The following is a 21,475-nucleotide window of genomic DNA, read 5'->3' as shown; positions in this document are numbered from 1 at the left end:
AGAACACCTCCCAGGAACGCCGGGACCTGCTCGGCATGTGGGGCGCCGAGATCATCTCCTCCCCGGCCGCGGGCGGCTCCAACACCGCCGTACGCGTCGCCAAGGAGCTGTCCGCCGAGCACCCCGACTGGGTGATGCTCTACCAGTACGGCAACCCGGACAACGCCGGCGCCCACTACGCCACCACCGGCCCCGAGATCCTCGCCGACCTCCCCTCCATCACCCACTTCGTGGCCGGACTGGGCACGACGGGCACGCTGATGGGCGTCGGCCGCTATCTGCGCGAGCACAAGCCGGACGTGAAGATCGTCGCCGCGGAGCCCCGCTACGACGACCTGGTGTACGGCCTGCGCAACCTCGACGAGGGCTTCGTCCCCGAGCTGTACGACGCCTCCGTCCTCACCACCCGCTTCTCGGTCGGTTCCGCCGACGCGGTCACCCGCACCCGGGAACTCCTCCAGCAGGAGGGCATCTTCGCGGGCGTCTCCACCGGCGCCGCCCTGCACGCGGCGATCGGCGTCGGCAAGAAGGCGATCAAGGCCGGCGAGAGCGCCGACATCGTGTTCATCGTGGCCGACGGCGGCTGGAAGTACCTCTCCACCGGCGTCTACACCGCGGCCACGACGGAAGAGGCCATAGAGACGCTGCAGGGCCAGCTCTGGGCCTGACCCCCTAGGTTGCAAGGTGACGGACCTGGTCCCACAGGACCGGGTCCACCACCCCCACCCGCCGCCGGAAGTCCCACACCGCGACCTCCCGCAGCTCGTCCGTCTCCAGGAAACTCGCCCGGCCCTGGGTGTCCCCGATCGAACCCGGCGGCAGCGGTATCACCCCGGCCCGCTCGTCGTGGAACCTGCTGGTGATCTTCGCGACCGTCGCCCGCCGCCCGTGCACCGCCAGCACCAGACACGGCCGGTCCTTCGCGCCGGGACCGTCCTCGTAGGGCACGTTCGCCCACCAGATCTCCGCGGCCCGCGGCCGCTGCGCCGCCCGCGACCGCTCCGCCCGCCCCGGCGGCCGCGTGCGACGGCCCTCGGGACGCCGCCGCCCCCAGCCGTCGACGAGCGCGGCAACGAGCGCGAGCAGTATCACCGCCGCGAGTGCCAACCACCAGGACGTGTCCATACGATGACGTTACCGGCGCACGCATCAGGTCGCGCGCCCTGTCCCACACCCCCATGCGCCCCACGTCCAGCCGAACCGGTGACAGCACAGGTGAGTTCGCCCACAACGGCCCTTGGTGGAGGAGCGACCAACGGTTTTGCGCCTTACGCTCGACGGACCGCACGACCCCCGTTTTCTCCACATCCGCCAGCGGAGGTTTCTGCTTCATGAAGCTCACCGTCGTCGGCTGCTCGGGGTCGTTCCCGTCCGCGGAATCGGCCTGTTCGAGCTACCTCGTCGAGGCCGACGGCTTCCGGCTGCTCCTCGACATGGGCAACGGCGCCCTGGGCGAGCTGCAGCGCCACTGCGGTCTCTACGACCTCGACGCGATCTTCCTCAGCCATCTGCACGCCGACCACTGCATCGACATGTGCGCCTACTTCGTGGCGCGCTACTACCGGCACGACGGCGGCCGCTGCGCCCCCCTCCCGGTCTACGGCCCCGAGGGCACCGAACACCGCCTCACCACCGCGTACGCCGACACCCCCTCGGCCTCCTCGATGAGCGAGGTCTTCGACTTCCACACGGTCAAGCCGTCCACCTTCGAGATCGGCCCCTTCACCGTCCACACCGAGCGGGTGGCCCACCCCGTCGAGACCTACGGCATCCGCATCGAGTACGGCGGACGGACCCTGACGTACTCCGGCGACACGGGCGTCAGCACGGCGCTGGACGAACTCGCCCGGGACGTCGACCTGTTCCTGTGCGAGGCCGCATTCACGCACGGCAAGGAAAAGATCCCCGACCTGCACCTCAACGGCCGCGAGGCGGGCGAGACGGCCGCCCGGGCAGGCGCCCGCCGGCTGCTGCTCACCCACATCCCCCCGTGGACCGACCCGCAGGTCAACCTGGCCGACGCCCGCGCGGTCTACGACGGCCCGGCGGAGCTGGCGGTGCCCAGGAAGTCGTACGAGATCTGAGCCCGCACGAGCCCGAACGCACCGACCCGGGCCCGCACGCACACGCGAAGGCTCCCGGAACACGGCGTTCCGGGAGCCTTCGGGGTGTGCGGGAGAAGTTGTGGGTGAGGCTACTTGGCCTCCGCCTTCTGCAGTTCCGCCAGTTCCTCGTCGGACTCGCGGCCCGGAGTGGGGAGGTTGAACTTGGTGATCGCGAAGCGGAAGACCGCGTAGTAGACCACCGCGAAGCACAGGCCGACCAGGGCCAGGCCCCACGGGTTGGTCGCGATGCCCAGGTTGAGCGCGAAGTCGATCGCGCCGGCCGAGAAGCCGAAGCCGTCCTTCATGCCGAGCGCCCAGGTCAGCGCCATCGACACACCCGTGAGGACCGCGTGGATCGCGTACAGGACCGGCGCGATGAACATGAACGTGAACTCGATCGGCTCGGTGACGCCCGTGACGAACGACGTGAGCGCGAGGGACAGCATCATGCCGCCGACGACCTTGCGGCGCTCGGGGCGGGCGCAGTGCACGATCGCCAGGCAGGCGGCCGGCAGCGCGAACATCATGATCGGGAAGAAGCCGGTCATGAACTGCCCGGCGGTCGGGTCACCGGCCAGGAAGCGGGCGATGTCGCCGTTCTTGCCCTCGTACTCGCCGGCCTGGAGCCACGGGAAGGAGTTGAGCAGGTGGTGCATGCCGACCGGGATCAGCGCACGGTTGGCGACACCGAAGATACCGGCGCCGACCGCCCCCGAACCGACCAGCCACTCACCGAAGTTGTGCAGACCCGCGCCGAGGACCGGCCAGATGTAGCCGAAGACGATGCCGATGAGCAGACCCGCGAAGGCCGACAGGATCGGGATCAGACGGCGGCCGCCGAAGAAGCCCGCCCAGTCCGGCAGCTTGGTGCGGTAGAAGCGCTGGTAGAGGAGGGCGACGACGATGCCCATGACCACGCCGCCGAGGACACCGGCGTTGACTGCCTTCTCCACCATGACGATCTTGCCGTCGACGACCGTGGCCTCCTTGGGGAGGTTGGGGTCGGTGAAGGTGGCGAGAACCTTCTGGAAGACGAGGTAGCCGACGACCGCAGCGAGCGCCGTCGAACCGTCCGACTTCTTCGCGAAGCCGATCGCGATGCCCACGGCGAACAGCAGCGCCATGTTGTCGAGGATCGCGTTGCCGCCGGCCGCCATGAAGCCCGCGATCTTCGTGAGGAACGCGGGGAACTCCGGACGGCCCAGCATGTCTTCGTTGCCGAGCCGGACCAGGAGGGCGGCGGCGGGCAGGACAGCCACCGGCAGCATCAGGCTGCGGCCGATGCGCTGCATGACAGCCATCACGCCGGAGCCCTTCTTCTTGTCGGCCGCGGGAGCGGCGCTGGCCGTGGTCACAACTTCCTCCAGTGGGCATGGCGCCGCCCAGGGACAATGAGAAGGGGACGGCGGCGTCCGGCGATGCCACGCGGCAACACCGCAAGGGTCTACACCACTCAGTGGTGTAGACCTGTTGTAGCACGATGAAGGCGAGATAAGGAACCCGCGATTCCCGCGCCCGTTCGGTTGCTCACCCCTTCGTGACGTCCTCCACTTCCTCCTCCGCCTCCCGCCCCGGCGTCTTCAGATCGAACCTGGTGATCGCGAAGCGGAAGACGACGTAATAGACGGCAGCGAAACACAACCCGATCGGGATGATCGCCCAAGGTCTCGTCGCCAGATTCCAGTTGATGACGTAGTCGATCAGACCGGCCGAGAAGCTGAACCCGTCGTGCACCCCGAGCCCCCACGTCACCGCCATCGACACACCCGTCAGTAACGCGTGGATCGCATAGAGCGCCGGCGCGATGAAGAGGAACGAGTACTCGATCGGCTCGGTGATGCCCGTGACGAACGACGTCAGGGCAGTGGACAGCATCAGCCCACCGACCTCCTTGCGGCGGCTCGGCCGCGCACAGTGCGTCATCGCCAGCGCGGCGGCCGGCAGCGCGAACATCATGATCGGGAAGAACCCCGATGTGAACTGACCCGCGTCCGGGTCGCCGTTCAGGAACATGTTGATGTCGCCGTGCACGACCGTGCCGTCGGGCTTGGTGTACGTGCCGAACTGGAACCAGATGGGCACGTTCAGGAACTGGTGCAGGCCGATCACCAGCAGCGCGCGGTTGGCGACGCCGAAGACACCCGCGCCCCAGACGCCCAGATCGCTCATCCAGTCGCTGAAGCTCTCCAGCGCGTCACCGATGGGCGGCCAGATCCACAGGCACAGCACCGCGAACGCGATCGCCACGAACGCCATGATGATCGGCACCAGCCGACGCCCGTTGAAGAAACCGAGCCAGTCCACCAGCTTCGTACGGTGAAAACGCGCCCAGAAGAAAGCCGCCAGCAGCCCCATGACAATGCCGCCGAACACCCCCGGATTCGGGTAGGTGAACTCGGTCACCGTCCCGTCCGCCACCTGGCAGCCGGCGCCCACCGCCCGCGAACCCTCCGGACAGTCCTCCGGGAACTGGCGCAGCACCTCGTAGTAGACGAGGAACCCGGCAACCGCCGCGAGCGCCGTCGACCCGTCCGCCTTCTTCGCCATGCCGATGGCCACACCCACACAGAACAGCAGCGGCAGCCCCAACGAAGCGTCCAGGAGCGCCTCGCCCGCGCCCGCCATCACCCTCGAGACATCGGTCCAGCCCAGCCCCTCGTCGCCGAACACGTCCGGCTGGCCGAGCCGTTTGAGGATGCCCGCAGCCGGCAGCACCGCAATCGGGAGCTGAAGACTGCGCCCCATCTTCTGCAAGCCCTGGAACAGGCGGTTCCAGCGCACACGGGCGGGACTGGCAGCGCTGTCGGCACTCATCGGGCTCCTCCCGGAAGGGCCGGGTTTGGCGACCACCCCCCAGCTGGTGTAGACCAGTTGGCGGAAGGTTCCGCTGTCGTGACGCCATCATTCGGTACGCACACCATGACCGCGCGCGAAGCTGGGCCAACTGTGGGTTACTGCGACATAGCGCTTCGGACCAGGCCGGATCAGGGAGAAAGACATGGCCAGCAAGGCTGAGAAGATCGTTGCCGGGCTCGGCGGCATCGACAACATCGAAGAGGTCGAGGGCTGCATCACACGGCTGCGCGTCGAGGTGGCCGACGCCTCGCTGGTCGACGACGCCGCACTCAAGGGAGCCGGCGCCCACGGCGTCGTCAAGATGGGCACCGCCATCCAGGTCGTCATCGGCACCGACGCCGACCCCGTCGCCGCGGACATCGAAGACATGATGTGAGCACCCGCTCACCCTCAGGGGCCCCTTCCCACACCGGAAGGGGCCCCTCGGTCATAGCGAGCTAGGCTCACCTCATGTCTCGAATCGACGGCCGCACCCCCGAACAACTTCGCCCGATCACCATCGAACGCGGCTGGAGCAAGCACGCCGAAGGCTCCGTCCTCGTCTCCTTCGGCGACACCAAGGTCTTCTGCACCGCCTCCGTCACCGAAGGCGTCCCGCGCTGGCGCAAAGGCAGCGGCGAAGGCTGGGTCACCGCCGAATACGCCATGCTGCCCCGCTCCACCAACACCCGCGGCGACCGCGAATCGGTCAAGGGCAAGATCGGCGGCCGTACACACGAGATCTCCCGCCTCATCGGCCGCTCCCTGCGCGCCGTCATCGACTACAAGGCCCTCGGCGAGAACACCATCGTCCTCGACTGCGACGTACTCCAGGCCGACGGCGGCACCCGCACCGCCGCCATCACCGGCGCCTACGTCGCCCTCGCCGACGCCGTGTCCTGGGCGCAGAAGAAAAAGCTCGTCAAGCCCGGCCGCAACCCGCTCACCGGCACCGTCTCTGCCGTCTCCGTCGGCATCGTCGGCGGCATCCCGCTGCTCGACCTCTGCTACGAGGAAGACGTCCGCGCCGAGACCGACATGAACGTCGTCTGCACCGGCGACGGACGCTTCGTCGAAGTCCAGGGCACCGCCGAAGCCGAACCCTTCGCCCGCGATGAACTCAACGCCCTGCTCGACCTCGCCGTCGCCGGCTGCACCGAACTGGCAGCACTGCAGCGCGCCGCGCTCGAAACCCCCGTCGAAAAGTAAAGGGCGTACCAAGACACGTGGTCGGAGCGGGCAACCACGCCCACCGCCACCGCGTCTGAAGAGATACGGGCGCACGGCTCATCCCTGTGCGCCCGGCCAGCTGACCGGGCCCGTCGGGCCCAACCAAGGGAGGGACCGTTCCATGGCCGCGAGCCGCCGCCGACGCCGTACCGCCGCCGTCGCCACCACCCTGGCGGCGATGGCGCTGACCGCCGGACTGACCACCGGCTGCGACGCCGTCGACAAGGCACTCGACTGCGTCCAGACCGCCGACGCCATCGCCGACAGCGTCACCGACCTCCAGCAGGCCGTCGACAACGCGGCCAACGACCCGACCCAGCTCGACGAATCCCTCGACTCCATCGAGCAGAACCTCGGCGAAATCGGCGACAAGACCGACAACGCCGACGTCAACAAGGCGGTCGACGACCTCGAGAAGGCCGTCACCAACGTCCGCACCGCCATCGAGAACGGCGACGAGACCCCCGACATCAGCCCCGTCACGGACGCGGCCGGCGAACTGACCAAGGTCTGCACGCCGTAACCAGCGCGACAGCGAGGCCGGGATACTGAGGGGCATGACCCGCTTGATCCTCGCCACCCGCAACGCCGGAAAGATCACCGAACTGAAGGCCATCCTCGCCGACGCAGGTCTCCCGCACGACCTCGTCGGCGCGGACGCCTACCCCGGCATCCCCGACGTCAAGGAAACAGGCGTCACCTTCGCCGAAAACGCCCTCCTGAAGGCCCACGCCCTGGCCCAGGCCACCGGCCTCCCCGCCGTCGCCGACGACTCAGGCCTCTGCGTCGACGTCCTGAACGGCGCCCCCGGCATCTTCTCCGCCCGCTGGTCAGGCCGCCACGGCGACGACAAGGCCAACCTGGAACTGCTCCTGGCCCAGCTGGCCGACATCGCCGACGAGCATCGGGGGGCCCACTTCGCCTGCGCGGCGGCGCTGGCCCTGCCGGACGGCACGGAGCGGGTGGTCGAGGGACAGTTGCGGGGGGTGCTGCGCCACGCCCCCGCTGGCACAGGCGGCTTCGGCTACGACCCGATCCTCCAGCCGGAGGGTGAGACGCGGACGTGCGCGGAGCTGAGCCCGGAGGAGAAGAACGCGATCAGCCATCGGGGGAAGGCGTTCCGGGCGTTGGTGCCGGTGGTGCGGGAGTTGTTGGGCTGAGGACCGCAAGAGGGGCCGTCCAGCTGGACGGCCCCTACGCGCGTGCGGCCGATGGGAGTCGAACCCACATGGGCAAATGCCCCGAGGCACCTAAAACCTCTGCTTATACCATTCAGCAACGGCCGCGTGCCCGCCCATGCTACCGGCCGGGCAGTTCCCTCAGATGCCCAGATCCTTGATGATCTTGGCCACGTGACCCGTCGCCCGCACGTTGTAGAGCGCGCGCTCGACCTTGCCCTCCTCGTCGACGACGACCGTGGAGCGGATGACGCCCATGTACGTCTTGCCGTAGTTCTTCTTCTCGCCGTAGGCGCCGTAGGCCTCGATGACGGTCTTGTCGGGGTCGCCGGCCAGGGTGATCTTCAGGGATTCCTTCTCGCGGAACTTCGCCAGCTTCTCGGGCTTGTCCGGCGAGATGCCGATGACGTCGTAGCCGGCGGCGGCCAGGACGTCGAGGTTGTCGGTGAAGTCGCAGGCCTGCTTCGTGCAGCCGGGGGTCAGGGCGGCCGGGTAGAAGTAGACGATGACCTTGCGGCCCTTGTGGTCCGACAGGGAGATCTCGTTGCCGTCGGCGTCGGGGAGGGTGAAGGCGGGGGCCACGTCCCCGGGCTGGAGTCGCTCACTCATCGGGCTAGCGTAACCGGGGGTCCTGACGGTGCGGTCGCCCGAAGAACTGACAGACTGTCCGGAACAAGCATCAGCAGACTTCGGAGGCCGTACGGTGGCGGACACGTCGGACACCAGAACCCCGGCGCAGATCGAGGCGGACATCAGGCACCGCCGCGAGAGGCTGGCCGAGACGCTCGACGAGATCGGGGTGCGGGTGCATCCGAAGACGATCGTCGGGGACGCCAAGGCCAAGGTCGTGTCGAATGTCGATCACACCCTCGGGCGGGCATATGTGCAGGTCAACCGGGTGGTGAGTGATGTGAAGGGGCAGTTCGTCGATGAGGAGGGCGCGCCTCGGATGGAGCGTGTGCTGCCCGTCGCGCTCGTGGCCGTCGGGGTCGTGGGGCTGCTCGTGCTGGGTACCCGGCGGCGGAACCGCTGACCCTCCCGCGGACGAACGCTTCGATGGCAGGTAGGTTCAAAGGCGTGAGCTCCAACAGAAACGACCACAGCACCCATCCCGACAAGCTGCCCATCCGGATGCTGCACGACCGTGTGCTCGTGCGGCAGGACACCAGCGAGGGCGAGCGGCGTTCCGGTGGCGGCATCCTGATTCCCGCCACGGCGGCCGTGGGCCGTCGGCTGGCGTGGGCGGAGGTTGTCGCGGTGGGGCAGAACGTACGGACCGTCGAGCCGGGCGACCGGGTGCTGTACGACCCGGAGGACCGTGCCGAGGTGGAGGTGCGGGGTATCGCGTATGTGCTGATGCGCGAGCGCGACCTGCATGCAGTGGCGGCGGACCGGTTCGAGGGGTCGGAGGATTCGACCGGGCTGTACCTGTAGGTCCGCACCTGTCAGAGGCTGGTGACTGTTGTCACCAGCCTCTTTTCGTTCACGGTTCGCTCAGAGTCTGATCGTGTACTGCGGGCCCGCGTTCGCGGAGCCCGTCGTCGTTCCGCCGCCGGTGGTGCCTCCCGTCGTGCCGCCGGTCGTGCCGCCCGTGGTCGTGTCGCCGCCGCCCGTGGTGGTTCCGCCGTCGGTCGTGGTGCCGCCGTCGGTTGTCGTGCCCCCGTCCGTGGGGGTGCCGCCCGTCGTGGTGTCGCCGGTCGTTCCGTCCGTGGGTGTGCCGCCGGTCGTCGTGCCGCCGTCGCCGGTCGTTCCGCCGTCGGTGGTCGTGTCGCCCGGGGTCTCGTCCGGGCTCTCCTGGTCGGCGTCGTCGCTCGGTGTGGCACCGTCGGTGGGGGTGTCGGTGCCGGGGTTCTGGGAGGGCGGGATCTCGGGCAGGTCCCATTCCTCGGCGCCGTCCTGGAGCTGGAGGTTGAAGTCGGTGGGCGGGGTGCCTTCGAGGGCGTCCTTGGTGAACTGGGCCCAGATGTCGGCGGGCGCGCCGCCGCCGTTGACGCGGTCCAGGCCCATCGCGCCGTAGAGCGGCATGTGGTCGGCCGTGACGGGGTCCTGGCCCATGACGGCGACGACGGTGGCGAGGTCGGGGGTGTAGCCGGCGAACCAGGCGGCGGTGTCCTCCTCCGCGGTGCCGGTCTTGCCCGCGGCCGGGCGGCCGGCGGCCTGGGCGGCGGTGGCGGTGCCGTTCTCGACGACGCTCTGCAGGACGGACGTCGTGGTGTCGGCGGCTTCGCGGCTGACGGCCTGGTGGGTCTGGCGTGCGGGCAGTTCGATCACCTCGGTGCCGTCCTTGGTGATCTTCTCGATCATGGTGTACGTGCCGTGCTCGCCGTGGTTGGCGAGGGTGGCGTACGCCTCGGCCATGTCGAGGACACTGGCGGTGGCCACGCCGAGGGCGATCGACGGGTACGGGTCCATGTCCGGGGTGGCGGACGGCAGGCCGAGGTCGATCGCGGTCTGTTCGACCTTGTCGGGGCCGACGTCGACGGCCATCTGTGCGTACACCGCGTTGACGGACTTGTCGGTGGCCTCGCGGACGGTGATGTCGCCGTACGACTTCTGGTCCTCGTTCTCGGGGGCGTAGGCGCCGGTCCAGCCCTGGACCGGGCGCTTGTTCGTCCCGTCGTAGTACGTGTTGGGGGTGATCGGTGTGCCGTTCCGGGTGGTGGAGTCGTTCTCGACGGCCGAGGTGAACACGAACGGTTTGAAGGTGGAGCCGACCTGGAAGTCCCGGCGGGTGGCGCCGTTGGTGTACTGCTTGACGTAGTCGATGCCGCCGTACATGGCGACGACCTTGCCGGTCTTGGGGTCGACGGCGGCGCCGCCCGCGCGGACGTAGGTGTCGACCTTGCGGTTCTTCGTGTCGAGCTTGGACATCAGCTGGTCGTTCACGGCTTTGACGAAGGCGTCCTGGCGGGGCTTTTCCAGGGTGGTGGTGATGCGGTAGCCGCCCCTTTCGAGCTCGTCCCGGTCGACGATCTTGTTCTCGGTGAGGTACTGCTTGATCGCGTCGACGACGTAGCCGCGCTGCCCGGACATGCCGGTGGAGACGGTGGGCTCCTTCGGCATCGGGAACTTCAGGCCGGCCCGCTCGGAGCGGCTGAGCCAGCCTTCCTTGACCATGCCGTCGAGGACGTAGTTCCAACGGGCCTCGGCAGCGGGCTTGTTCTGCGGGTTGGCGACGACGTCGTACTCGCTGGGCGCGTTGAGCAGTGCGGCGAGGTAGGCGCCGCGGGCGGGGTCGAGGTCGGTGGCGTCCATGCCGTAGTAGGCGTGGGCGGCGGCCTGGATGCCGTAGGCGTTGCGGCCGAAGTAGCTGGTGTTGAGGTAGCCCTCCAGGATGTCGTCCTTGCTCTTCTCCTGATCGAGCTTGATCGAGATGAAGAACTCCTTCACCTTGCGGGTGAGGGTCTGTTCCTGGGCGAGGTAGTAGTTCTTGACGTACTGCTGGGTGATCGTGGAGCCGGACTGCTTGCCCTTGCCGGTGGCGGTGTTCCAGGCCGCGCGGAGCATCGCCTTCGGGTCGATGGCGGACTCGGTGTAGAAGTCGCGGTCCTCGGCGGCCAGTACGGCGTGCTGGGCGTCCTTGGAGATCTGGGCGAGGGTGACGTTCTCCCGGTTGACCTCGCCGTCCCGGGCGAGTTGGGAGCCGTCTGCGTAGAGGTAGACGTTGCTCTGCTTGGTGGCGAGGGCGTTCGCCGGCGGGATCTTGACCAGTGAGTAGCCGAGGAAGAACAGGCCGATCACCAGCAGGACGCCGAGGACGAAGGTGCCGAGCACCATGCGCCAGGTGGGGATGATCCGGCGCCAGCCGGTGCGCTTGGGCCGCTTGGCCTTGCCGTCCCCGGTCGCGCCCTGGGTCGGCGGCTGCGGCTGCGGCTCGTGGCTCATGTCGTGCACGGACTCCTGTTTTCCTCGTACGTTCCGGTACGAATTTCTCCTCGTACGATCCCGTACGATCCTGTACGCCCTCGTACGTCTTCTGCGCCCCCTGTTGAAGACTCTCGCACCAAGCGTTCCGTTCCCGGTTCCCGGCACGCGTCTTGCCCGGAAATTGCGTGGCCGCCGGGATCGGCCGCGTACTAGGCTCCTGCGCTTCGGTGCCGGACGCGGTCGGGATGGTGGTGGGTGTGGGCGCGGGACGGTTGTACGTGGCCGTCGCGGTGGGAGGTTTCCGACGATACGCGACGTACCGGGTGGCTACGGTCGCCGGGGTGTTCACCAACACCGTCTTCGGGCTGATCCTCGTCTACACGTACCTGGCGCTGTGGGAGGAGAGGCCGCAGCTCGGCGGGTACGACCAGGCGCAGGCCGTCACCTATGTGTGGCTGGGGCAGGCGCTGTTGTCGACGCTCTCGATCGGGGGTGGCGGCTTCGAGGACGAGTTGATCGAGCGTATCCGTACGGGTGATGTGGCGATCGACCTCTACCGGCCGGCCGACCTCCAACTGTGGTGGCTGGCAGGCGACTTGGGCCGGGCGTTGTTCCAGCTGCTGGGGCGTGGGGTGGTGCCGTTCGCGTTCGGGGCGCTGGTCTTCGATGTCGCGCTGCCGTCGGATCCGGTGACGTGGGCGGGTTTTCTGCTGGCGGTGCTGTTCGGGATGGTGGTCAGTTTCGGGATCCGGTACCTGGTGGCGCTGAGCGCGTTCTGGCTGATGGACGGCACCGGGGTGGTGCAGATGGCGTGGCTGCTGGGGTTCTTCTGTTCGGGGATGCTGCTGCCGCTGAACGTCTTCCCGGGGCTGCTGGGCGAGATCGTACGGGTGCTGCCGTGGTCGTCGCTGCTGCAGGCGCCGGCGGATGTGCTGCTGGGGCGGGCCGATCCGCTGGGCACGTTCGCGTTCCAGGGTGTGTGGGCGGTTGCGCTGCTGGCGGCGGGGCGGCTGGTGCAGTCGGCGGCGACGCGACGGGTGGTGGTGCAGGGTGGGTGAGCGCGGCCGGGTGGCGGAGGGGCTGCGGGCGTACGGCCTGATCGTCGCGATGTGGATCCGCTCGACGATGGCGTACCGGGCCTCCTTCGTCATGACCACGGTCGGCAACTTCGCGGCGACGTCGCTGGACTTCGTCGCGATCCTGCTGATGTTCTCCCGCGTGGAGGCGCTCGGCGGTTATGCGCTGCCCGAGATCGCTTTCCTGTACGGCCTGTCCAGCGTCGCTTTCGGGCTGGCCGACCTGGCGATCGGGTCGATGGACCGGCTGGGGCGCCGGGTGCGGGACGGCACGCTGGACACGCTGCTGGTGCGGCCGGCGCCGGTGCTCGCGCAGGTCGCCGCGGACCGTTTCGGGCTGCGCCGCCTGGGCCGGGTCACCCAGGGGGCGCTGGTGCTCGGCTACGCGCTGGCGACGGTGGACATCGACTGGACGCCGCTGAAGGTGCTGCTGATGCCGGTGATGCTGGTCAGCGGGGCGGTGATCTTCTGTGCGGTGTTCGTCGGGGGCGCGGCCTTCCAGTTCGTGGCGCAGGACGCCTCCGAGGTGCAGAACGCGTTCACCTACGGCGGTACGACGCTGCTCCAGTACCCGCCGACCGTGTTCGGCAAGGAGCTGGTGCGCGGGGTGACCTTCGTGCTGCCGCTGGCCTTCGTCAACTGGCTGCCTGCGAGTTATGTGCTGGGGCGGCCGTATCCGCTGGACCTGCCGACATGGGTGGCGTTCTCGCCGCCGCTGGTGGCGGTGGGGTGCTGTGCGCTCGCGGGGATGGCGTGGCGGGCGGGGCTGAAGTCGTATCGAAGCACAGGGAGTTAGACCGTTGACTGGTGGTGGCTTCATCGAACTCGACCGGGTCGAGAAGGTCTTCGACGTGCGGAAGAAGACCGGTTTCCTCAGGTGGGAGCGGCGTCAGGTGCGGGCCGTCGACTCGCTGTCGTTCTCGGTGGCGCGCGGCGAGATGGTCGGCTACATCGGGCCGAACGGCGCAGGCAAGTCGACCACGATCAAGATGCTGACCGGCATCCTGACCCCGAGCGGCGGGCGGCTGCGGGTGGCCGGTATCGACCCTTCCCGTGAGCGGACGCGGCTCGCGCACCGCATAGGGGTGGTGTTCGGGCAGCGGACGACGCTGTGGTGGGACCTGCCGCTGATCGACTCGTACAAGCTGATGCACCGCATGTACCGGATCCCGGACGCCCGTTACCGGTCGAACCTCGAACAGTGCGTGGAACTGCTGCAGCTGGACGCCCTGTTGGACGTGCCGGTACGGCAACTCTCCCTCGGCCAGCGGATGCGCGGCGACATCGCGGCCGCCCTGCTGCACGACCCCGAGGTGCTCTACCTCGACGAGCCGACCATCGGCCTGGACGTCATCTCCAAGGCCAGGGTGCGGGAGTTCCTGCGCGAGCTGAACACCGAGCGCGGGACGACGGTGCTGCTGACCACGCACGACCTCCAGGACATCGAGCAGCTCTGCTCACGGGTGATGGTCATCGACCACGGCCGTCTGATGTACGACGGCCCGCTGGTCGGCCTGCACGAGGCGGGGGAGAGCGAGCGGACCCTGGTCGTGGACCTGGAGCGCGAGCTGCCGCCGATCGACGCGCCGGCACCGGCCCGGGTGGTACGGGTGGAGGGGCCGCGGCAGTGGCTGGCCTTCCCGGCGGCGCAGTCCGCGGCGCCGCTGGTGGCGCGGATCGCGGCGGAGTATCCGCTGGTGGACCTGTCGGTGCGGGAGCCGGACATCGAGGCGGTGATCGCGCGCATGTACGCGGACCGGGCGATCGCATAGGGCACCGTGCAGGCGGCGGGGATGCGCTGAGCGCATAGTCTCCGGGGCGGGGAAAACGTACGCTGCTGTGCATGACCGACGATGCCCCGGAGCTGCGTGCCTCCGACGCCGATCGTGAGCGGGTTGCCGAGGTCCTGCGGGACGCCCTCGCGGAGGGCCGGCTGGACATGGCGGAGTTCGAGGAACGGCTGGAGGCGACGTACCAGGCACGGACGTACGGCGAGCTGGCGCCGATCACCCGCGACCTGCCGGTCGCCGGCGGCGCCCCGGCCCCCTCGGTCTCGCTGGTCAAGGAGCCTGCGGAGAGCGGGAGTTGGGCGGAGCGGATCGTCGGCGGCGAGGGCACGTCGACGTGGGGTGTCGCCGTGATGTCGGGATTTCAGCGCAAGGGGCGCTGGACCGTGCCGAAGCGGTTCACCAGCTTCGCCTTCTGGGGCGGCGGCGAGATCGATCTGCGCGAGGCGAACTTCGCCGACCGCGAGGTCGAGATCAACTGCGTCACGATCATGGGCGGGGTGAACGTCATCGTGCCGCCCGGCGTCGAGGTCGTGGTGCGCGGCATCGGGATCATGGGCGGCTTCGACCACCGGGAGGAGGGCGTGCCGGGCGACCCCGGCGCCCCGCGGGTGATCGTCTCCGGGTTCGCCTTCTGGGGCGGGGTCGGTGTGGAACGGAAGCTGACCCGGGCCGAGCGGCGGCGGCTGAAGGAGGAACGGCGGCGGGAGAGGCTGGAGCGCAAGGCTGCGATGCGGGATCTGCACGCGTCGTTCCACGAGGATGTCGCGGAGGCGCATCGCAAGATGGTCGAGGGGCATCGCGATTTCGTGCGCGACCTGCATGAGGAGCGGCGGGAGAAGCGGCGCCGGCTGGAGGACTGAGCGGCGTTGGTGCTGGGCGGGGGTGGGATGCGCTGCCCGGCGCTGACGGGGTGCCGCCCGCGCCCACCCGTGCCGCCCCAGCGGCACGACTGCCCGCGGATTGACGCGTTACAGCTGCGCCGGCGCCGCCCCCTTCAGGTCCTCGAGGTCGAACTGCTCCGCCATCCGCGCATACCCCTTGTCGTTGGGGTGCAGATGATCGCCCGAGTCATAGTCGGAGCGGAACTTGCGCGGGTTGTACGGATCCCGCAGCGCCTCGTCGAAGTCGACGACCGCATCGAACACCCGCCCCGAACGGATCTCGGCGTTGATCTCCTGCCGTATGGCTTCACGGGCGTCGGTATAGCCGCGGTGCCCCTGGAACGGCATCAGGGTCGCGCCGACGACCTTGATGCCGTTGGCGTGCGCCTGGCGGACCAGAGTGCGCAGGCCGTCGAGGATCTGGTCGGGGTCGGTGACCGGAGGGTTGCGCAGGATGTCGTTGACGCCGAGGCCGATGACGACGACCTTGACGTTCGTACGGCCCAGGACGTCCCGGGAGAAACGGTTGAGCCCGCTGGGGTTGTCTGCGGGCCGGCCGTTGCCGCCGGTCAGGACGCGGTTGCCGCCGATGCCCTGGTTGACGACACCGTAGCGGGGCACGTCCTGCCCGGCGTCGGCCGCCTCGCGCAGCCGCTGGGCGAGGACGTCGGTCCAGCGCAGGTTGGCGCCCACCGTCGAGGAGTGCCCCTCGGTGAGGGAGTCGCCGAAGGCGACCAGGGTGCCGTCGGACTCCCTGCTGAGCACGTCCAGCGCGGTCAGGTACCGCCAGGACTCGACCTGTTCGGTGTAGGGGGCGCCGGTGACGTCCTCGGCGTAGTCGCCCTGTGCGGCGTAGGAGATCTGGCGCGCATGCGCGTGGACGGTGACCGGCCCGGGCTCGGCGGGGGAGTAGGTGGTGACCAGGACGTCGCTGTCGGGCGGGATGGTCAGGCGCGCGGCGTCGCTCACCACCTGCCGGCCGGCCGGGACGACGACCGTGGTGGTGCCGTTGAACGTCAGCCGCCGCATCGTGTCGGCCGCGGCGGCCGCGCTGTCGTCGGCGGCGGCGAGGGCGATCGTCGCGTGGGTGATGGTCAGCGGCTGCCGGCCGTAGAGGTTGGACAGCGTGATCCGGGCGCTCGTACCGCCGACACTCGCGTGTACGACGTTGCGCACCGAGCGGTCGGTCAGTCCGGCCGTCTCGGTGCCGGGTTCGGCGGCGGCCGGGGACGTCGACCAGGAGCCGACCCAGATGCCGGTGGAGGCCGGGGCGGCGGAGTTGTGGGGGCGGGGGCCTGCGACCGTGCGCTGGGCGGTGCCGTTGTCGGAGGCCACTCCGACGTAGATGGCGACCGACAGTCCCACGATCAGAGCGATGATCGCGCTGAGCAAGGCATAACCGTGATGACGCCTGGTCATGCGGTGCGTTTCTCCTCGGGCGAAATGGAGCCCGGGGCTCCGATGTTGATCACCCCATGATGCGGCATGGAGCTGCGGGAAGTTGACCGGGTCCCCCCTTCGGGCCACGAGAGTTCACAGTTGAGCTTCCCCGCCCGGAAGGACGCCGGGAACTCTTCCTTCGTTCCAGGAGTCGGTCAGGAAGGGACAATGTTGCTGTGGGGGATCGTGAACGGGTGGAGTGGATGGACCGTACGAATCCGGAAGAACACGGTGAAACCGGAGCAGCTGCCGTAAAGCAGCATGCCCAGCCCGACACCGCCGGTAACCGCGCCGGAGCTCGCGGCAGTGTTCCCGCCTCGGCGGTCCGTGCCATGACGACCTTCAGCCCCGCCGACGAGGAGAAGCAGCGCGGGGTGCGCCGGATGAAACTCACCGCGACCGGCCTGCTGCTGTTCGTGGCCGTGGTGTACGTCCTCGCCAAGTGGGCGTCGAACGCGGGCGCAGGCCCCTGGGCGGCCTATGTCGCGGCGGCCGCCGAGGCCGGCATGGTCGGTGCGCTCGCCGACTGGTTCGCGGTCACCGCCCTCTTCCGCCACCCGCTCGGCATCCCCATCCCGCACACCGCGATCATCCCCACCAAGAAGGACCAGCTGGGCGTCACGCTGGGCGACTTCGTCGGCGAGAACTTCCTCTCCGAGGCCGTCGTACGACAGCGGCTGCGCGCCGTCGGCATCGGCAGCCGCCTCGGCGCCTGGCTCGCCGAGCCGCAGAACGCCGACCGGGTCACCGCCGAGCTGGCGACGGCCCTCAGAGGCGCCCTGACCGTGCTGCGCGACTCCGACGTCCAGGCCGTGGTCGGCGAGGCGATCACCCGGCGGGCCAACATCCAGGAGATCGCGCCCGGCATAGGCAAGATGCTGGAGAAGATCGTCCTCGACGGCGGCCACAAACGCGTCGTCGACCTCGTCGTCTCCCGTGCGCACGACTGGCTGGTGCTGCACGACGAGCAGGTCATGGACGCCGTGCAGGGCGGCGCGCCCGGCTGGACCCCGCGGTTCGTCGACAAGAAGGTCGGCGAACGGGTCTACAAGGAGCTGCTGCGCTTCGTCACCGAGATGCGCGACATGCCCTCCCACCCGGCGCGCGGCACCCTCGACCGCTTCCTCACCGACTTCGCCTCCGACCTGCAGTCCGACACCGACACCCGCGCGCGTGTGGAGCGGCTCAAGGGCGAGGTGCTGGGCCGCGGCGAGGTCCAGGACCTGATCGCCTCCGCCTGGACCGCTGTACGCTCCATGATCGTGGCCGCGGCCGAGGACGAGCGCAGCGAGCTACGCCTGCGGGTACGGGCGTCCCTCCTCTCGCTGGGCGCCCGCATGGCCACCGAACCGAAGATCCAGGGCAAGGTCGACAGCTGGGTCGAGGACGCCGCGGTGCACGTCGTGACGACATACCGCAAGGAGATCACCTCCCTGATCACAGACACCGTGGCCAGCTGGGACGCCGAACACACCACGAAAAAGATCGAGGCCAACATCGGCCGCGACCTGCAGTTCATCCGCATCAACGGCACGGTGGTGGGCTCACTGGCGGGGTTGTTGATCTACACGGTGACGCACGCGCTAGGAGCGTGAACGCAGCTGCGGGCAGCCGCGCCGCCGTCCCGTCGTAGCTGCGGGCAGTCGTGCCTCCCCCAGAGGGGGGACCCCCAGGGCGGCACGGGTGGGCGCAGCGGCACCCCGTAGTGCGGGCGAGCGAACCCCACCCGCCCGCACCCACGCCGGGCGCCTATCGAGCCCTGCCGCCCGCACGCCCCCGGCGGCGCAGCAGAAGCAGCCCGCCCGCGAGGGCGGTGACACCGGTGGCGGCCGCCCAACCCGCAACGTCCCCGGAGCCGGTAGCGGCCAGGTCACCGCCCGCAGCGGCCGAGGCGGACGGAGATGCGCCGGCCGGCGACGGCTGCCCGGAGGGAGCCGAGGACGCCGCCTCGGACGCTGTACCGCCCGGCGTAGGCGTAGGCGAGGAGGACGCCCCAACCTCCCCCCGATCCCGAGTGAACGCCAACGTCCCGAACCCCAACTGGTCGTACCCCCCACTGTTGGGCCCGTAGTCCCCTCCACCCCCCTCAGGCGCAGCCTTGGCGGCAATCTGCGTGACGTACGACGCATCCAGCCCCCGCCGCTTGGTGTAGTGGTTAGCGATCATCGCCCAGATCGGACGAGTCATCGCCGGATCAACCCCCGCAGCCTCACTCGCCGTCTCGGACCCGGACCACCCGTTGATCGCCCCCTTCTTGCGCGTGTTCGCGGTATACGGCACATCCCCGCCGAGGCTCCACTTGGCCACGTACTGCGCCCCCTTGAGGAACCGGTTGTCGTCGTACCCGTACAGGTCGACCCCCTGGTTCCACGCCATCTCGCAGAACGTCCCCATCAGCCCGATCCCGAGCAGCGCATGCCCCTGATCCCGCCCGGCCTCGACCCACTCGGCGAGCCCGTCGTCGTGCACCACGGGGATGGCGTTCTTGATGGACCCCAGACCGGCGCCGTTCTTGAAGTACTCGACGGCCCGGTCGACTGCATCCCGGTCGTCGCAGAAGATCCCGGTGGCCAGGACGCAGGCCATCGCGGTGAGGTCCCAGTTGGTCCAGTAGTTGGTGACGTAGGCGCCGTTGTGATTGACGAGGAAGTCGTCACTGAGCGGAAGGAACACCTCCCGCATCATCTTCTGGAACCGCGCAAGCTCGAACCCGTCGTGGTCACGGACGAGTTCGGCGGCGTTGGCGAACTGGTAGCCGTAGATGCCGGCGGCGAGGAACCGGTCGGCGGAGCCGCTGATCGACGTCAGTTTCGCCGACCACGCGTTGAGGATGGCGACCGCGGTGTCGGCGTGCGCGGTGTCGCCGGAGACGTGTGCGCGCAGGGCGTTCTGGTAGGCGGCGTGGATGTCGTTGTAGAGGATCGTGTAGTTCTGCGGGCTGCCCGCCCCTCGGTAGACGGTGGCCTGCGGGTTGGCCGTCCAGCCGCTCTGTGCATGCCGGTTGGCGGTCAGCTTGGCGAACCCGGCGGTGTAGGGCGCGGCGCCCGCCTTGACCTTCGCGGCCATACGGTCCAGGTCGGCGCGGGTGTGCAGGAGGCCCGGGTGGGCGAAGGCGGCGGGGGCGGCGGTCGCGGGGGCCGGCGCGAGGACCGTACTCATGCCGACGGCTCCGGCTGCGGCACCGGTTGCCTTGAACATGGTCCGTCGGCTGATCTGTCGTGTCACGTCGTCGTACCTCAACGTCGTCGGTGGCGTGCTTGCGCGGGGACGGTGAGGAGACGTGCGGGGGCGGGGGCGATAACAAAAACTGGGGCGCCCGCCGGTCGGCGCGGTGGCCGTAGGGATCCAGGGCTCACGCCCGCCGGTCGGCGACGGCCCAGGACGCGAGGGCAACGGCCCCCGCCACCCCGAACACGGCGGGCCAGGCGCCCACCTTCTTGGCCAGCGGATGGGACGCACCGAAGGCGGTGACGTACGCGGCGGTCAGCGCCCCCGCGGCCTTCCCGCCGGCCCGCTCCCGCCACTGCTGCGCTGCCGCGGCCCCCGCGACGGCCAGTACGGCCCCGCCGAGCTGCCGCTTCTTCGTCCAGCGGGCGACGCCGTACCCACCGACGAGCCCGCTCGCGGCGACGAGTGCGCTGGGAATCCTGGCCATCCGTGCCTCCTGCGTACGAGGGTCTGCTGCACCGAGGCTAACGCTCACCTGCACCGCAGCACTGAACCTGAGTCGGGGCTTGTCAAGTTTTATCCCCGGAGCTATATAAGAAGCCGTAGGGCATCGCACCCCAGCCCCTTCAGGAAAGGAGTGACCCGTGATGCTCATGCGCACCGACCCGTTCCGTGAGTTCGACCGACTCGCGCAGCAGCTCTTCGGCCCCACCCGCCCAGCCGCGATGCCGATGGACGCCTACCGGGCCGGGGACGACTTCCTCGTCCACTTCGACCTGCCCGGCATCGACCCCGAGACGATCGAGCTGGACGTCGAACGCAACGTCCTGAACGTCCGCGCCGAGCGCCGTTCCCCCGCCCCCGAGGGCGCGGAAATGATCGTCGCCGAGCGCCCCACGGGCAGCTTCACCCGCCAGCTCTTCCTCGGCGACACGCTCGACACGGAACGCATCGACGCCTCGTACGAAGCCGGCGTCCTGACCCTGCGCATCCCCGTGGCGGAGCAGGCGAAGCCGCGCCGCATCCAGATCACCGGCGGTGACAGCCGCAAGCAGATCAGCAGCTGACCGCCGCAGCCGACGCAGAGCGTCCCGCGGACCCCGTACGCCGTATGCCGTCCGCGGGACGCGTCCCCTGTGCCCATCGGACCCATCGGACCGGAGGAGGAGTCGCACGATGACCAGGACGACGGTGCCGACCCCGACGACGCCCGCACCCGTCACCAACCCCCACCCCGCACCGGCACCGCGGCGCCGCCCGGCGAGCGACGGCTGGACGGCCCTGGTCGAGGCGGTACGGGACGCGGGCCGGTACACGACGAGCGCGGAAGCCGAACGCATCACCCGCATCGTCCTCTCCACCCTGGGCGGCCACGTCACGGGCGACGAACGAGTGGCCCTGGCCCGAGCCCTCCCGGAAGAGGCGGCTGATGTCATCGCCTCCCAGATCGCGGCGACCCGCCCCCTGACGGCAGCGGAGTTCGTCGACTCGGTGGCAGCCCGCATCGAGGGCGCCACCCCGGCCACGGCCCGCTGGGACGTGAGCTCGGTCCTGAGCGTCCTGCCACCCCTGATCGGCGACCCCCTGACCGACCGCATCCTGAAGCAACTCCCGCCGGGCTACGCCCTGTTGTTCGGCCGGGCGGACCTGGGCCCGAAGGGCTGACGAACAGGACAGAATCCGTCGCCCCCGCCCTGGACTTGGCGGGGGCGATCGCTGCTGCGGGCGGCGCCCCCGCGAAGAGACATCCCTCAAGCCCGGTACACCAGCAGATACCGCCAGAACAGCAGGCGGCGCAGGGTCGAGCCGGGCAGCAGACGGGCGGATTCGGCGCGGGTTTCGCCGTACGACAGTGGAGGCGGCCAGACCATCGGGATCTGCACGGACGGGGCGCGGTCGCGGCTT

General features: G+C 69.5%; 23 protein-coding genes and 1 tRNA gene. 15 read left to right on the top strand and 9 right to left on the bottom strand.

Features of this window, described 5'->3' with window-relative positions; translation table 11 throughout:
- Positions 1-668: PLP-dependent cysteine synthase family protein (locus ACTWQJ_RS21055; protein ID WP_443308161.1), on the top strand; the 668-nt coding region annotated here is incomplete at its 5' end.
- A 4-nt stretch (positions 669-672) separates the two neighbouring features.
- On the opposite strand, the gene ACTWQJ_RS21050 is transcribed toward ACTWQJ_RS21055, so the two are convergent.
- On the bottom strand, positions 673-1,125 hold the full coding sequence (locus ACTWQJ_RS21050) for a type II toxin-antitoxin system PemK/MazF family toxin (RefSeq protein WP_443308160.1): 453 nt from the start codon (positions 1,123-1,125) through the stop codon (positions 673-675).
- 206 nt (positions 1,126-1,331) lie between these two features.
- On the opposite strand from ACTWQJ_RS21050, the gene ACTWQJ_RS21045 reads away from it, so the two are divergent.
- Positions 1,332-2,084 (top strand): MBL fold metallo-hydrolase, encoded by a 753-nt coding sequence (locus ACTWQJ_RS21045; protein ID WP_443308159.1) that lies wholly within the window; start codon positions 1,332-1,334, stop codon positions 2,082-2,084.
- A 110-nt stretch (positions 2,085-2,194) separates the two neighbouring features.
- Here the strand turns inward: ACTWQJ_RS21045 and ACTWQJ_RS21040 are convergent, their stop codons facing one another.
- Together ACTWQJ_RS21040 and ACTWQJ_RS21035 are read right to left on the bottom strand one after the other, a co-directional pair.
- A complete protein-coding gene (locus ACTWQJ_RS21040; RefSeq protein ID WP_443308158.1) occupies positions 2,195-3,460 on the bottom strand; it encodes a PTS transporter subunit EIIC in 1,266 nt (421 codons plus the stop codon).
- 172 nt (positions 3,461-3,632) lie between these two features.
- A complete protein-coding gene (locus tag ACTWQJ_RS21035) occupies positions 3,633-4,919 on the bottom strand; it encodes a PTS transporter subunit EIIC (RefSeq protein WP_443308157.1) in 1,287 nt (428 codons plus the stop codon).
- A gap of 184 nt (positions 4,920-5,103) precedes the next feature.
- Here ACTWQJ_RS21035 and ACTWQJ_RS21030 point away from each other — a divergent pair, with 184 nt between their 5' ends.
- The 4 genes from ACTWQJ_RS21030 (at position 5,104) to rdgB (ending at position 7,330) form a co-directional block, all read left to right on the top strand.
- On the top strand, positions 5,104-5,337 hold the full coding sequence (locus tag ACTWQJ_RS21030) for a glucose PTS transporter subunit EIIB (protein WP_129799725.1): 234 nt from the start codon (positions 5,104-5,106) through the stop codon (positions 5,335-5,337).
- 74 nt (positions 5,338-5,411) lie between these two features.
- Positions 5,412-6,149, top strand: coding sequence for a ribonuclease PH (rph, locus tag ACTWQJ_RS21025; RefSeq protein WP_443308156.1), 738 nt, complete (start codon positions 5,412-5,414; stop codon positions 6,147-6,149).
- Between the two features lie 142 nt (positions 6,150-6,291).
- Positions 6,292-6,693: a hypothetical protein gene (locus ACTWQJ_RS21020; RefSeq protein WP_443308155.1), complete on the top strand. Its 402-nt coding sequence runs from the start codon at positions 6,292-6,294 to the stop codon at positions 6,691-6,693.
- 34 nt (positions 6,694-6,727) lie between these two features.
- Positions 6,728-7,330, top strand: coding sequence for an RdgB/HAM1 family non-canonical purine NTP pyrophosphatase (gene rdgB, locus ACTWQJ_RS21015; RefSeq protein ID WP_443308154.1), 603 nt, complete (start codon positions 6,728-6,730; stop codon positions 7,328-7,330).
- A gap of 43 nt (positions 7,331-7,373) precedes the next feature.
- Here rdgB and ACTWQJ_RS21010 read toward each other — a convergent pair.
- A tRNA-Leu gene (locus ACTWQJ_RS21010) sits at positions 7,374-7,456 on the bottom strand.
- Positions 7,457-7,489: 33 nt separating this feature from the next.
- A complete protein-coding gene (bcp, locus tag ACTWQJ_RS21005; protein WP_443308153.1) occupies positions 7,490-7,957 on the bottom strand; it encodes a thioredoxin-dependent thiol peroxidase in 468 nt (155 codons plus the stop codon).
- A gap of 94 nt (positions 7,958-8,051) precedes the next feature.
- Here bcp and ACTWQJ_RS21000 point away from each other — a divergent pair, with 94 nt between their 5' ends.
- Positions 8,052-8,381: a DUF3618 domain-containing protein gene (locus tag ACTWQJ_RS21000; RefSeq protein WP_443308152.1), complete on the top strand. Its 330-nt coding sequence runs from the start codon at positions 8,052-8,054 to the stop codon at positions 8,379-8,381.
- Positions 8,382-8,425: 44 nt separating this feature from the next.
- A complete protein-coding gene (locus ACTWQJ_RS20995) occupies positions 8,426-8,782 on the top strand; it encodes a GroES family chaperonin (protein WP_129799718.1) in 357 nt (118 codons plus the stop codon).
- A gap of 60 nt (positions 8,783-8,842) precedes the next feature.
- Here the strand turns inward: ACTWQJ_RS20995 and ACTWQJ_RS20990 are convergent, their stop codons facing one another.
- Complete coding sequence (locus ACTWQJ_RS20990) at positions 8,843-11,233, bottom strand: transglycosylase domain-containing protein (RefSeq protein WP_443308151.1); 2,391 nt, start codon at positions 11,231-11,233, stop codon at positions 8,843-8,845.
- A gap of 227 nt (positions 11,234-11,460) precedes the next feature.
- On the opposite strand from ACTWQJ_RS20990, the gene ACTWQJ_RS20985 reads away from it, so the two are divergent.
- From ACTWQJ_RS20985 to ACTWQJ_RS20970, 4 genes are all read left to right on the top strand, one after another.
- Positions 11,461-12,273, top strand: a complete 813-nt coding sequence (locus ACTWQJ_RS20985) for an ABC transporter permease (protein ID WP_443308166.1) — start codon at positions 11,461-11,463, stop codon at positions 12,271-12,273.
- Positions 12,274-12,322: 49 nt separating this feature from the next.
- Entirely contained in the window at positions 12,323-13,087 is a 765-nt protein-coding gene (locus tag ACTWQJ_RS20980; protein WP_443308165.1) for an ABC transporter permease, read from the top strand.
- Positions 13,088-13,091: 4 nt separating this feature from the next.
- Entirely contained in the window at positions 13,092-14,063 is a 972-nt protein-coding gene (locus ACTWQJ_RS20975) for an ABC transporter ATP-binding protein (protein WP_443308150.1), read from the top strand.
- Positions 14,064-14,134: 71 nt separating this feature from the next.
- Positions 14,135-14,941, top strand: a complete 807-nt coding sequence (locus ACTWQJ_RS20970) for a DUF1707 SHOCT-like domain-containing protein (protein WP_443308149.1) — start codon at positions 14,135-14,137, stop codon at positions 14,939-14,941.
- 108 nt (positions 14,942-15,049) lie between these two features.
- Here ACTWQJ_RS20970 and ACTWQJ_RS20965 read toward each other — a convergent pair whose 3' ends face one another.
- On the bottom strand, positions 15,050-16,381 hold the full coding sequence (locus ACTWQJ_RS20965; RefSeq protein ID WP_443308148.1) for an SGNH/GDSL hydrolase family protein: 1,332 nt from the start codon (positions 16,379-16,381) through the stop codon (positions 15,050-15,052).
- A gap of 224 nt (positions 16,382-16,605) precedes the next feature.
- Between ACTWQJ_RS20965 and ACTWQJ_RS20960 the strand changes: the two genes are divergently transcribed.
- Complete coding sequence (locus tag ACTWQJ_RS20960; RefSeq protein WP_443308164.1) at positions 16,606-17,997, top strand: DUF445 domain-containing protein; 1,392 nt, start codon at positions 16,606-16,608, stop codon at positions 17,995-17,997.
- Between the two features lie 154 nt (positions 17,998-18,151).
- Here ACTWQJ_RS20960 and ACTWQJ_RS20955 read toward each other — a convergent pair whose 3' ends face one another.
- Positions 18,152-19,600, bottom strand: a complete 1,449-nt coding sequence (locus ACTWQJ_RS20955; protein WP_443308163.1) for an alginate lyase family protein — start codon at positions 19,598-19,600, stop codon at positions 18,152-18,154.
- Between the two features lie 154 nt (positions 19,601-19,754).
- On the bottom strand, positions 19,755-20,057 hold the full coding sequence (locus ACTWQJ_RS20950) for a hypothetical protein (RefSeq protein WP_443308147.1): 303 nt from the start codon (positions 20,055-20,057) through the stop codon (positions 19,755-19,757).
- A gap of 160 nt (positions 20,058-20,217) precedes the next feature.
- On the opposite strand from ACTWQJ_RS20950, the gene ACTWQJ_RS20945 reads away from it, so the two are divergent.
- Together ACTWQJ_RS20945 and ACTWQJ_RS20940 are read left to right on the top strand one after the other, a co-directional pair.
- Positions 20,218-20,637, top strand: a complete 420-nt coding sequence (locus tag ACTWQJ_RS20945) for an Hsp20/alpha crystallin family protein (protein ID WP_443308162.1) — start codon at positions 20,218-20,220, stop codon at positions 20,635-20,637.
- A gap of 109 nt (positions 20,638-20,746) precedes the next feature.
- The gene (locus tag ACTWQJ_RS20940; protein WP_443308146.1) at positions 20,747-21,235 is read left to right on the top strand and encodes a DUF2267 domain-containing protein; all 489 of its coding nucleotides are present in this window, start codon (positions 20,747-20,749) and stop codon (positions 21,233-21,235) included.
- Positions 21,236-21,475: the final 240 nt, after the last annotated feature.

The sequence above is a fragment of the Streptomyces sp. KR55 genome (assembly GCF_052245645.1).
Classification (GTDB): domain Bacteria; phylum Actinomycetota; class Actinomycetes; order Streptomycetales; family Streptomycetaceae; genus Streptomyces; species Streptomyces flavusporus.
The sequence above is the reverse complement of the archived record's forward strand: the minus strand, read 5'-3'. Positions and strand labels throughout refer to the sequence as shown.

What these genes read in the sequence shown, in the direction of transcription:
- ACTWQJ_RS21050 (WP_443308160.1), bottom strand. Translation starts at nt 1,125, where the DNA reads ATGGACACGTCCTGGTGGTTGGCACTCGCGGCGGTGATACTGCTCGCG.
- ACTWQJ_RS21045 (WP_443308159.1), top strand. Translation starts at nt 1,332, where the DNA reads ATGAAGCTCACCGTCGTCGGCTGCTCGGGGTCGTTCCCGTCCGCGGAA.
- ACTWQJ_RS21035 (WP_443308157.1), bottom strand. Translation starts at nt 4,919, where the DNA reads ATGAGTGCCGACAGCGCTGCCAGTCCCGCCCGTGTGCGCTGGAACCGC.
- ACTWQJ_RS21030 (WP_129799725.1), top strand. Translation starts at nt 5,104, where the DNA reads ATGGCCAGCAAGGCTGAGAAGATCGTTGCCGGGCTCGGCGGCATCGAC.
- rph (WP_443308156.1), top strand. Translation starts at nt 5,412, where the DNA reads ATGTCTCGAATCGACGGCCGCACCCCCGAACAACTTCGCCCGATCACC.
- ACTWQJ_RS21020 (WP_443308155.1), top strand. Translation starts at nt 6,292, where the DNA reads ATGGCCGCGAGCCGCCGCCGACGCCGTACCGCCGCCGTCGCCACCACC.
- rdgB (WP_443308154.1), top strand. Translation starts at nt 6,728, where the DNA reads ATGACCCGCTTGATCCTCGCCACCCGCAACGCCGGAAAGATCACCGAA.
- bcp (WP_443308153.1), bottom strand. Translation starts at nt 7,957, where the DNA reads ATGAGTGAGCGACTCCAGCCCGGGGACGTGGCCCCCGCCTTCACCCTC.
- ACTWQJ_RS20990 (WP_443308151.1), bottom strand. Translation starts at nt 11,233, where the DNA reads ATGAGCCACGAGCCGCAGCCGCAGCCGCCGACCCAGGGCGCGACCGGG.
- ACTWQJ_RS20985 (WP_443308166.1), top strand. Translation starts at nt 11,461, where the DNA reads ATGGTGGTGGGTGTGGGCGCGGGACGGTTGTACGTGGCCGTCGCGGTG.
- ACTWQJ_RS20980 (WP_443308165.1), top strand. Translation starts at nt 12,323, where the DNA reads ATGTGGATCCGCTCGACGATGGCGTACCGGGCCTCCTTCGTCATGACC.
- ACTWQJ_RS20970 (WP_443308149.1), top strand. Translation starts at nt 14,135, where the DNA reads ATGACCGACGATGCCCCGGAGCTGCGTGCCTCCGACGCCGATCGTGAG.
- ACTWQJ_RS20965 (WP_443308148.1), bottom strand. Translation starts at nt 16,381, where the DNA reads ATGACCAGGCGTCATCACGGTTATGCCTTGCTCAGCGCGATCATCGCT.
- ACTWQJ_RS20960 (WP_443308164.1), top strand. Translation starts at nt 16,606, where the DNA reads ATGGACCGTACGAATCCGGAAGAACACGGTGAAACCGGAGCAGCTGCC.
- ACTWQJ_RS20955 (WP_443308163.1), bottom strand. Translation starts at nt 19,600, where the DNA reads ATGTTCAAGGCAACCGGTGCCGCAGCCGGAGCCGTCGGCATGAGTACG.
- ACTWQJ_RS20950 (WP_443308147.1), bottom strand. Translation starts at nt 20,057, where the DNA reads ATGGCCAGGATTCCCAGCGCACTCGTCGCCGCGAGCGGGCTCGTCGGT.
- ACTWQJ_RS20945 (WP_443308162.1), top strand. Translation starts at nt 20,218, where the DNA reads ATGCTCATGCGCACCGACCCGTTCCGTGAGTTCGACCGACTCGCGCAG.
- ACTWQJ_RS20940 (WP_443308146.1), top strand. Translation starts at nt 20,747, where the DNA reads ATGACCAGGACGACGGTGCCGACCCCGACGACGCCCGCACCCGTCACC.